At 35.7% G+C, this 11087-nt stretch carries 8 protein-coding genes; 5 read left to right on the forward strand and 3 right to left on the reverse strand.

What is annotated here, in order from left to right:
- The first annotated feature begins 197 nt into the window (after positions 1–197).
- A complete protein-coding gene (locus NBT05_RS12515) occupies positions 198–1184 on the forward strand; it encodes a hypothetical protein (protein WP_265770189.1) in 987 nt (328 codons plus the stop codon).
- 143 nt (positions 1185–1327) lie between these two features.
- Here NBT05_RS12515 and NBT05_RS12520 read toward each other — a convergent pair whose 3' ends face one another.
- Complete coding sequence (locus NBT05_RS12520; protein ID WP_265770190.1) at positions 1328–2851, reverse strand: IS1182 family transposase; 1524 nt, start codon at positions 2849–2851, stop codon at positions 1328–1330.
- 418 nt (positions 2852–3269) lie between these two features.
- On the opposite strand from NBT05_RS12520, the gene NBT05_RS12525 reads away from it, so the two are divergent.
- A complete protein-coding gene (locus NBT05_RS12525; protein ID WP_265770191.1) occupies positions 3270–3731 on the forward strand; it encodes a hypothetical protein in 462 nt (153 codons plus the stop codon).
- 806 nt (positions 3732–4537) lie between these two features.
- A complete protein-coding gene (locus tag NBT05_RS12530) occupies positions 4538–5914 on the forward strand; it encodes a CotH kinase family protein (protein WP_265770192.1) in 1377 nt (458 codons plus the stop codon).
- A gap of 236 nt (positions 5915–6150) precedes the next feature.
- On the opposite strand, the gene NBT05_RS12535 is transcribed toward NBT05_RS12530, so the two are convergent.
- Together NBT05_RS12535 and NBT05_RS12540 are read right to left on the reverse strand one after the other, a co-directional pair.
- Positions 6151–7629: an IS5 family transposase gene (locus NBT05_RS12535; RefSeq protein WP_265770193.1), complete on the reverse strand. Its 1479-nt coding sequence runs from the start codon at positions 7627–7629 to the stop codon at positions 6151–6153.
- 559 nt (positions 7630–8188) lie between these two features.
- Positions 8189–9211 carry a LacI family DNA-binding transcriptional regulator gene (locus NBT05_RS12540; protein ID WP_265770194.1) on the reverse strand — a complete coding sequence of 341 codons (1023 nt, stop codon included), beginning with the start codon at positions 9209–9211 and terminating at the stop codon, positions 8189–8191.
- A gap of 144 nt (positions 9212–9355) precedes the next feature.
- Between NBT05_RS12540 and NBT05_RS12545 the strand changes: the two genes are divergently transcribed.
- Complete coding sequence (locus NBT05_RS12545) at positions 9356–10435, forward strand: isocitrate/isopropylmalate dehydrogenase family protein (protein WP_265770195.1); 1080 nt, start codon at positions 9356–9358, stop codon at positions 10433–10435.
- Positions 10436–10446: 11 nt separating this feature from the next.
- Entirely contained in the window at positions 10447–11082 is a 636-nt protein-coding gene (locus NBT05_RS12550) for a cyclase family protein (RefSeq protein WP_265770196.1), read from the forward strand.
- Positions 11083–11087 lie beyond the last annotated feature (5 nt).

The raw sequence follows: 11087 nt of genomic DNA on the forward strand, positions 1-11087 counted from the left end.
TTCCGAATGGGCTTGAGTGTGCGGGCAGCTACGCCACCAGTTATTGCCCGTCACCGCCGAGAGCGGAGAACTGGCTGCTACTTGTCAAGCGGTAGGCAAGATAACATATTTCCACTCCGCTAAGATATTTCATATCTTGCTCCGTGAAAACATGCCATAGCCACCCGCGCATTGTGCGTAATTAGAACCACGAAAACATGAACAAATTTTATAGAACAATTTCACTTTTGATGTTACTGTCTATTTTCTGTAATAACACTTTTGCTCAAAATCTAATACAACAGTATGAACCTAAAAAAACCGATAGCATAAGAATTGGAAAAGGAGAAAAAGATTTCTTAAAATACATACGAAAAGGCTATACTCTTTCGATTCCGAAAAAGACAAAAACAATCGGAACACTTATCTTTTTAGAAGGTTCTGAATTTGATAAAAAGAATAAAAGCGCAAAACTGATATATAAACAAGCAAACAAAAAAGGGTTTGCTGTTTTGTCCGTTTCAACAGAAATCCCTTTGGACTTTTATTTTACTGATAATTCAAGCCAAACAGCTCATAAAATAATTGAAAAGGTTTTTAAAAAACATAATTTATTAAACAACAATGTTTTTCTACTTGGAGCTGGTTTATCAGGACATAGAGCAATGAAATATGTGGAATATATTGAAAAAACTAACCCTGATTTCAAACTTAATTTAATTGGAATGGTTATTTGTGACTCTGCACTTGACTGGGTAAGACAATACAACGAAGGAGCGAGAGATAAAAGAATTAACTATAATGAAGGCTCGGTTTGGGAAGGAACATTTTCCACTTATCTTCTAAACAAAAATCTGAAAGGAACACCGAAAACGAATTTAGAAAGCTATCTTGAGTTTTCCCCTTATAGTTACTTCGATGAGGAAAGTCGACATATAAAATATTATAAAGATTTAGCTGTTAGAACCTATATGCAAGTTGCAATTGAATACTGGCTTAATGAAAAAAGAAAAACACCATTTGACAATAATGGACCAGATATGGTTGGATTGATTGCGGAATTAAAACTCGCTGGCAACAATAAATCCGAGTTAAAAGTGATATACCCAAAAGATAGTAAATCCGAAAAGAAAAACGTAGACGGAACTTGGATTTCTGTAGACAAGAAAGAACTAATTAAATGGATTTTAAAACAAATTGAATAGAAATAACTACGCACAACACCGGTAACCGTTGCACAAGCCCCTAAAAAGTCAAAGGATAATCAATAATCTTGAGTTTAAGCCCTGATTTTCTAAAAGCATATATTCATAACTACCTCAATACAACTAGCGCTAAATTGCTTATTTTATGCCTTAAAAGGCATTTTAATCGAAAAATTATGGACTAAATAGACTCCCACTTTACTTATTGGGTTTTTCTTGGTGAATTTCAGGTATTTCTTTAAGTTATAAGCAATAGCCGCCAAGTGCATTACTTTGTTAGCCTGTCCAATGCTAATGGTATTAATTTTTCGAAGCCCCATAAATTGGGTAAGAGTCCCAAATACCGGCTCCACAGTACTCTGCCGTTTGGCTTTCATATAGCGCCCCTGTTTACTGTTTACTCTAGCTATGTTACGCTCATATTCCGCCCGGTAATAAGTAACCGTTATTCGTTTCTCCTGACTGCTCTTTAGACATTCTTTACGCAGTGGACAACCGGTACATATCTTTTTACTGGCCCTGTATTCCTTCTTTCTGGTTTTGGTTCTATAATCTAAAAACTCTTTGGTAAATGGGATTACGTTTCCTTTGGGACACAGATAATGATCTTCTGTTTCTATATACTGAAAACCATCCGGACCACCCTTATAGGTGCCGTGAGGCGGTATAAAACTTTTTATACCTTGACTTTCCAAAAATGCATAGTTCTCTCCACTACTATAACCGGTATCAGCTACACAGTTTTCCCAAATCATACCTTGCTTCCATAACCGCCTTTGTAAGCGCTTTACAATATCAGGTAGTTGCTGGTTATCCTTGCCGTCTGCATGGTAAGCTTTTATATCGGTAATGACGTGGTTGTTTGTATCTACACTGAGTTGGCTTAAATAGTTCAGTTTTCTGGCCTTACCTGGCTTAACACTGATCCTTGCATCCGGATCTGTGGGACTGTAATGAGTTTTATTGCTCGTATAACGACTTCCTTTGTTTCCAGCTCCCGGGCGCTGATCCTGATCTTTTGACCATCTTTTGTTCCTGGAAGTGATTCCTTGCAGTTCTTTCTCATTAGCAGTAATGATTCTTTGGTCTTTACTGGATTTATCCTGCTTGGCTTTTCTGAAGGTTTGTTTATCCCTTTCACTGATATGGCGTACTTCTGCCAGGTGGGCATCCAGATCTTGGTTTGGGACTTTAAGCTCTAAACTATCCATTGATGCATTAGCTTTAACAGGGGCGCTGTCAATAGCTTGGGTGTGACCACTGACCATACCTTTTTCCATACACAACTCAAGTACTTTTGTAAAGACCTCTTCAAATATGGACTCCGGAAATAACTGACGTGTTCTCGAGATAGTCGAATGCCAAGGAAGTTCTTCATCAATATCATACCCTAAAAAATAAAGAATATCCAGTCGCATACTGCAGTGATCAATAAGCTTGCGGTCACTTATGATATTCTCCAGATAACCTACCAAACATAGCTTAAAGAAAACAACTGGATCAATACTTTTTTGACCGCTAGAACCATAAAACTTTGAAGTAAGATTGTATAAATAGTCCAGGTCCAAAGCCTCTTTGAGCCTGCGGTAGAAATTACCTTTGCCAACACGGTCACTAAGCTGGAAACTACTGAACAACTTCTCCTGATATATCTTCTTGCCTTGCATACTTCAAGATAAGAAATCTATCAACTAAACATATTAAACCAATGTTAGCTTTTTACTATCTTGTGCAACAAGCACACCGTATAAAAGTAATTGCTAATGCAATCTTGCTTACGAAAATCCTCGCAGATTTTCTATTTAGTTTGTATTTGCTAAATTAGGTGCTTAAAACACGCAACTAATCTTATACAAACCCGTTCAAGCCCATACTCTGCTACGCTCCATATAGGCTTGAATGTGCGGGCGGCTACGCCACCAGTCCTTGCCCGTCACCGCCGAGAGCGGAGAACGGGCAAGAACTGGCTGCTACTTGTCCAGCCATAGGCAAGATAACATATTTCCACTCCGCTAAGATATTTCATATCTTGCTCTGTGAAAACATGCAATAGCCGCCCGTGCATTGTGCAACATTTGACCAAAAATGAAACTATTCCAATTTTTAAAGAAAAAACTGAACGAGTTAGATAACATTCCAGAGGAAAAACCGCCTAAAAAGATTACGGAAAAAACTACTGTGGAAAATGAACGAAAAGCGGAAACAAATACTGAAAACATTGACCGAACGAATTGGACTGGCGAGAATTTCGAATTTTTAATAACTGAAGTTGATGAAATTCCAAACGAGGAATATGACAGAATAATGACACCAAATTCATTTGAATGGAAAAAAGTAATTAAAGACGACTGGCCTTTTTATGTTGTTGGTGAAGATGAGTTTAGTTTCTCCTCGGAAATACCAGGAATTCAATTAACTTTTAATAAAGAAATGAAATATGAAAAAGCAAAAAAGATTGCGGACGAAATTATTGAGAATATTAACTCAATCGGACAGAAAGCCAAATTAATAACATTGGAGAAAAATAAAGTTTTCCGATTTGAATAAAAAACGTTGCACAACACTATATCCTATAAAACATAGGGTGGTTTAAGACTGAGTTAAAAGTTTATATATATATATATGCAAAGTCGCCAACTATAAAATTTGGCGTTTATGAGAAAAAAATAAAGTAGAATATTTATATTTGGCTTAGTATTAATCCGAAATGTATTGCTTATCAACTGTCCTATGTTTCTTAGTTTGCTGAGCAAGCAACAAGTCACAACAAACCTGTTGAAGTATACCTTATTAATCGATTTGTTTAAATAATCCAAATGCCAATTTTAGTTAAATAAAATTTTGGCCTAAAAGTTAGCAAGCTAGTTTAGAACGTATTAACTCTAAATCCTGTAGAAAAAAGTTCGAACTATCTCGCGTGTGGTCGACATACGGTAATCCTTTTAAAACCATATGGTTTTAAAGGGATTTTTTTGTTAGAATAAAGGTTAAGAAAGGTTGCAATAACTCCTTCCCACATAATTAAAATATCTGTTTTTTTAATAGTTTTTCATACATCATTTTTAACAATAATTTGAAGCAACCCTTTTGCATTTCTTCTATCTAACATAAATATAACTAAACTAAAAACACATAACATGAAATTTAATTTGCAAACTATTCTTTTAGCGCTATTAACATGCTTTCAATTTGGATTTTCCCAAAATGGGAATTCACTATTTGATGACACCTTAATTCATAACATAGAAATTAACTCGATTGATTCTTATACGTACGATGAATTTCATAAGGTACTATATGACAGTCATAAACCTGTTTTCTGGTCCCCAGATTCCAGTACAAAAAACTATTTTATGGCTGAGCTAAAAATTGATGGTACTACGTTAGATACTATTGGTGTTAGATATAAAGGAAATTCTACTTTTGAATTTGCGGATGTTATAAATAAATATGCGATTAAATTGGATATTAATGAATTTGTAAAAGGTCAAAAGTATGATGGGATTAACAAAATTAATTTAAATAATAATTTATTAGATCCAAGTGGCTTAAGAGCTAAATTGTCTTTTGATATCATGAAGCGTATGAATATTATTTCCCCTAGAGTAGCTTATGCAAAAGTAACGGTAAATGGTAGCTATAGAGGTTTATATACCATGGTAGAACAAATTGATAAAACATTTGTAAAATCATCTAATTTTGATCCTGACAATACAGGATACTTACATAAATCTTTTGGGTTTACCGTTGGAGATCTTTCACCTTCAGATAATGGAAGAGACCTTTCTGACGAAAGTTTATTACTTAATATACCTCTAAAAACAAAAAAGTCAACTAAGAACTACCAACCTATTAGAAATTTTGTTCTGGCAGCGCGAAATGCAACTGATGAAGAATTTGCAAATGATATTAATAATACTTTCGACTTAGATTCATTTATCAAACAACAGGCGTTAAATATGATTTTAAGTGATAGAGATCATTATTGTACGGCAAATGTAAATTTTTATATGTATCAAAATCCATTAGATAACAAGTGGTATATGATTCCCTGGGATTATGATTTAGCATTTGCTGCTATAAGTGGTTCTTTAATTACTGAGATTGCAAACTATCCCCTATTTTATAAAGAATATTGTTATCTTACTCAAAGAATGATGAATATTCCAAGTTTAAAAACGAAATACAGAGAAGCATTATGTGAGATAATAAATACCGGAATGGATAGCACTTGGATAAATAATAGAATTACTACTCTTGGAAATTTAATAGGTGCAGAAATAGAGAATGACCCGTATTTTTGGGATATTTCTGACTATAATTTTTATTTAGATAATCCCTATCCTATAAATACTCCTGGAACAGGTTTAGAAGGGACAGTTTTAAGCGGAATAAGAGATTTTGTAAATAAGAGATATGACCAGGTGGTTGATGATTTAGCGGCATATGATTTTAGTTGTAGCTTAACTCTTAATGTAGATGATACTTCTTTAGAATTAACTAACATAGATGGCATATATCCAAATCCAACAAATGACTTCATATATCTGAAGGGAAACGATATAAAGGTAGGCGATATCAGTATTTATAGCATGTTAGGTCAAAACATGAATATTAGTAGTATTAAAAGAATTGATAATAATACCACACAGATAGATTTATCTACACTTAGTCTTGGGATGTATTTTATCAAAACAAAAACTACTACTAGTAAAGTATATAAAAACTAGGGGGTTTACAACGTAAATAGAAGATAACTTTAATAGAACAAGGGTTCGTTTGTAGATTCAAATATAATCGCCTTGTAGATCATCACTTTTCATAAACAAATTATTTGAGTCCATGCTGAGCGTAGCGAAGTATGGACTCAAATTCTATAAGCTAGAATGTTAGTTTTTGCTCTTTAGTGCCGGAAATGGAAAAATGGTAATAACTTGCTGCATCTATTTAGGGTCTGCTGAAAAACTCAGCCTTCATTGATTTTCAAGTTTATGATCGAATTGGTTTGGTTTTGAATAAAGTTTTCACTGAATAAGATTGCTTTTATCCAATAGAGTGCCACCTCAGCCAAATGGACTAAGTTGAGCACTAATATGATACTTGCAATCCAAGACTCACTGGTATTTTCAAGCCTTGCCCTTATACGGTTTAAACCATATGCTGTCTTTGCTTGACCAAACTTTCCTTCAATTGGATTGCGTTCCCCAGGGCTTACTTGATTTGACAAAGCCTTTTTGGAGGGCCTTCCAAGGGGTTTGGCCCTGAGATTGATCCCTTTTTCTTTTAGGTACTTACGGTTCTCTCGGGTACAATATATTTTGTCAACCAAAACGTTCTTTGGATAATGACCAAACCGCTTTCGGTACTTCTCCACACAATCTTTCAATCTGGTACCCTCATTGTAGGCTTCCCAACTAGTATCATCCAAAAATGAAAAACCATCTACCAGTGCCATGTTTATCTTGGCACCAAACTCCACTTTTGCATTTGTTTTCCCACGCACTATGGGACGAACATGGGGTTGGTGAATGCTCACAATCCTATGGTCTACACTTTTGGTCTTAGTATCGTACATCAACTTTTGTTGCCTGTAGAGTTCCTGGATGACCAGCCAATATTTATACTCTTGCCTATCGAAAGGGATCCGGTCAAGGGTATCCAAAATACCTTCGATGGAACGTATATTCCTATGGAGATACTTTAATTGCTTCCCTATAGCAGACCGTATCTCTTTATGTGTTTTTCTTTTCTTTTGCGCTGTCTTTAGATATTCTTTCCTTGCTTTTTCCCTGTAGTTCCTCGGTTTAGTCTCTAAAGGGGAAAGTTTATAGGTAATATCCAACAATGATTCGGATTTCTCGCGCGCATCATTGAGCAAATTTAGATCCGTAGGATATGCTATATCTTGTGGACAAACTGTTGCATCAACGATCAAAGTCCCTTTGTGAGGTGGGTCTTCACCATCATCCCTTGCATCATTTGATCCTTTTTCTCTAATTTGTTCTGCTTCTCGTTTTATTTGTAAAATTCGCTGGTTAATAGCATTAATCTGTTCCAGGCCAAGACGCTTGCGGAACTCTACGAAAAGAGAAGGGTCGAACGCAGGTGCATCACTAAATGAAGAATAGCCTAAAAAATACTGCATATAGATGTTCTCAGAAATCTGGTCAACCGTCTCCCTATCATCTAAATTGCATAAATGTTTGATGATGATTGACCCTAAGACAACCCTTGGGCTTAAATCAGGACGGCCTGTCGATTTTTCCGGAAAATGTTTGCGATAAATGGAACACAGTTCATCCCAAGGAAGTAGCTTAGCCAAACGAACCCAACGGTTAGCAGGGTTCAATTCTCTCTCAAAAGGACTCTCAAAACCTTCTAAAACCAACTGGTTTTGACTTACATATTTGGGAGTAGGTGCACGCTTTTTTGAATGTTTTGTCATAATAACCTTGCACTTGATTGCCTAAATATAACTATAATGCCTTATAAAACAATAGATAAACAGTTTCTCAGCAGACCCTATTTAGCTATAGATAGAAGTGGTTTAAACTTTTCTGATTGAAGCGAAAAATAGGTATTTTTTGCTTAATTGAAATCATTTTTCAGTTGCATAGCCGTAGCTACGGAACTTAAAAATGATAAAAAGTAAGGGAAAAAGAACATTTTGCAGCCAATTAAGGAAAGTTTAAACAACTTCATAATATAGCAACTTTTAATTACGTTAAAAAATCTCATAGTTTGTTTTGTAAAAAACATCATTAGCGTCCGGTAAAAATAAAAGTTTGTAAAGCATAGTAAAATAAGGTGATTTCAAACTTTAAAGTATTTGGAGGCTGCTTTTTCACTTTTTTAAAAGTAATTTGTTTTTTAAAGTGGATTATAATTATATTGAATATCAATAGTACAATGATTAGTCTTAATTTTTAGTTCTAGAAATGATAGCGATCTTGAATTTTTATTGGACACTAATGAATTCAAATAAGAAATTAAGCACCTATTCATCAAACCTTATTCCGATTGGTAGAATTGCGGACTACAAGAAAAGACTTTAAAACCTTTTTAATGTAACCTTCTTCCGGGTAATCAATTTGTTTAAAAATCAAATTAGCCGACTCTTCTCCCATCAATAATGCCGGTTGGTCTACACTGGTTAAAGATGGTTCCAAAAGTTCATCTACCGGTTCATTGTTAAAACCAATAATGGCAAGGTCTTCTGGGATTTTTAAACCCCGTTCTTTTGCTGCAACCATTAATCCAATAGCCATTTGATCACTATAGGCCAGCACCCCGTCAGGTGTTTCAGGAGCATACAGTAATTTTCGAGCCGAACTTAAAATATTTTCCCTATCAAAACTACTATAAACCATAAAATCCGAATAGGGTTTTAAATTATATTTTTGTAATGTAGATGCGTAACCGGCTGCTCTCACCTGGTTGATCTGAAGAATTTCAGGCCCGCCTAAATAAGCAATTTTTTTACATCCTATGGTAACAAGATGTTCGGTTGCATTACAGGCTGCTTTATAATTATTGATAACTACCTTATCCGTTTCCACTTCATCACATTGTCTATTAAAAAATACAAGAGGAATTTTACTTTGTTTTAAGGCTTTAAAATGGCTAAAATCAGTAGTCTCACTCGCTAAAGAAACAATAACTCCCGCTACCCCCAGATCCATTAATTCGTATACAATGCTTTGTTCCCTCTCTTGAGATTCGTTCGATTGACAAATAATAATATGCATCCCCCTTGTTTCAGCCACTTTTTCTATACCGCTTATCGCCATTGCATAAAGGTGATAGTTAATTTTAGGTATGATTACACCAATAAACTTGCTTCGCTTCTTAACTTCCAACGCTAACATACCGGGAGACATATACCCTAAATCCCTTGCCACCTTTAAGACGTTTTCTCTGGTAATCGCTCCAATCCGGGGATGCCCTTTTAACGCCCTAGATACTGTTGAAATAGAAACCCCCAGAGTAGTTGCAATATCCCCTAAACTTGCTTTGCTTTTTTTCATCTACAAAAGTAAAGTTGTGCAAATATTTGCGCAAATTAAAGCAAAAATATGTATGACTCATTATCTGAAATAAATATATTTGGCAAAACTAAGATAAATTACAATGCGCAAAATTGCGCAATTATTAAAATTATAAACCTGATTATGGGGAAAACATATAAAATTGCAGTTGTAAACGGGGATGGAGTAGGAGCCGAAATTGTGCCTGCGGGCGTTTCAGTACTTGATGCCGCAGCAAAAAAGTTCGGATTTAAACTTGAAAAAGAAGAGTTCCCTTTTGGTGCCGGATATTACAAGCAACATGGAAAATTTATGACCGATGATGCATTAGAAACATTGCAAAATTTTGATGCTATCTTTTTTGGTGCCGTTGGCCTCCCTGAAATTGACGATACTTTACCTGCAAGGGATTATACTTTTAAAGTTCGTACTTCATTTCAGCAATACATCAATTATCGCCCGGTAAAACTATTTTCGGGTGTGGATAGTCCTTTAAGATATAAAACACAAAAAGATATTGACTTTGTAGTTATTCGCGAAAATAATGAGGGCGAATTTGTACAAAGTGGTAAAATATTACATGCCAAAGAACCTGCAGGGGTAGCAATGGATACCAGTATTTTTACAAGGTTTGGTATCGAACGTGTAGCTCATTATTCTTTTAAACTGGCGCGTAAAAGAAATCATAAAGTTACCAATGTAACTAAATCAAATACTTTGATTAGTAGTCTAGCTTATTGGGATCAGGTAATTGCTGAAGTAGCCGAAGAATACCCGGATGTGGAATATAGTAAAATGTATATCGATAACGCATCGGCAAGTTTTGTGTTACGTCCTGAGATTTTTGATGTTATTTTAACTACCAATCTTTTTGGTGATATCCTTTCCGATTTGGGTGGTGCCATCATGGGTAGTTTAGGCCTGGGTGGAAGTGGAAATGTCAATCCGGAAAAAGAATTTCCATCCATGTTTGAACCGATACACGGATCAGCACCTGATATTGCAGGAAAAAATATAGCGAACCCCATCGGACAAATTTGGTCTGCGGCTATTATGTTGGAACATTTGGGCGAAACCGAAGCGGCAAAAGATATCATGGCGGGTATAGAACATACGACTTCTAAGGGAAATCTAACGAAGGATCTGAAAGGTACGGCAACTACTACTGAAGTAGCAAATAGCGTGGTTGAGTTTATCCGCGCTACAAATTTGATTACCGTTTAGTTCTATTTATAATGATCGATAAAAAAGTTATTGACCTCTCCCTATCTATCAATGAAAACATGGCAGGCGTATCCATTGAACCAGCCAAAACCTTGAAACAGGACGGATGGAATGCTACGACCTTGCATTTGTATTCGCATAGTGGTACGCATATGGATGCCCCTCTACATTTCGAGGTGAACGACCAAACGATGGATACCATTCCTGTTAACCGACTTATATCGGAAACCTGGGTGGTTGATTTAACCCATATTCAGCCGCAAGAATTAATTACGATTGGTCATTTAAAAGTTATTGAAGATAAAATTCAAAAGGGGCAAAGTATTCTCTTACATACGGGATGGAGTAAAAGATTGGGAACCAAAAGTTACCGGGACGGACTTCCCAGAATTAGTCCTGAACTAGCAGATTGGTTGGGTAAAAAAGGGGTAAATATGTTAGGGGTTGAGCCTCCTTCAGTCGCTGATGTCAATAACCTGGAAGAAGTTACCGAAGTCCATACATTATTAATGAAAAACGATATTGTAATTATTGAAGGCTTAACCAACCTGGAAGAGCTATCAAAGGAAAAGATAACCTTGATCGCTATGCCGTTAAAAGTAGAAAATGGCGATGGTGCTCCGGCAAGAGTCGTTGCCTTAGAATAAATGCA

The organism is Aquimarina sp. ERC-38, from assembly GCF_026222555.1.
GTDB lineage: Bacteria > Bacteroidota > Bacteroidia > Flavobacteriales > Flavobacteriaceae > Aquimarina.

Excerpts from the sequence above, each read along its gene's own strand:
- NBT05_RS12525 (WP_265770191.1), top strand. The coding sequence starts at position 3,270 with ATGAAACTATTCCAATTTTTAAAGAAAAAACTGAACGAGTTAGATAAC.
- NBT05_RS12520 (WP_265770190.1), bottom strand. The coding sequence starts at position 2,851 with ATGCAAGGCAAGAAGATATATCAGGAGAAGTTGTTCAGTAGTTTCCAG.
- NBT05_RS12550 (WP_265770196.1), top strand. The coding sequence starts at position 10,447 with ATGATCGATAAAAAAGTTATTGACCTCTCCCTATCTATCAATGAAAAC.
- NBT05_RS12545 (WP_265770195.1), top strand. The coding sequence starts at position 9,356 with ATGGGGAAAACATATAAAATTGCAGTTGTAAACGGGGATGGAGTAGGA.
- NBT05_RS12530 (WP_265770192.1), top strand. The coding sequence starts at position 4,538 with ATGGCTGAGCTAAAAATTGATGGTACTACGTTAGATACTATTGGTGTT.
- NBT05_RS12540 (WP_265770194.1), bottom strand. The coding sequence starts at position 9,211 with ATGAAAAAAAGCAAAGCAAGTTTAGGGGATATTGCAACTACTCTGGGG.
- NBT05_RS12535 (WP_265770193.1), bottom strand. The coding sequence starts at position 7,629 with ATGACAAAACATTCAAAAAAGCGTGCACCTACTCCCAAATATGTAAGT.
- NBT05_RS12515 (WP_265770189.1), top strand. The coding sequence starts at position 198 with ATGAACAAATTTTATAGAACAATTTCACTTTTGATGTTACTGTCTATT.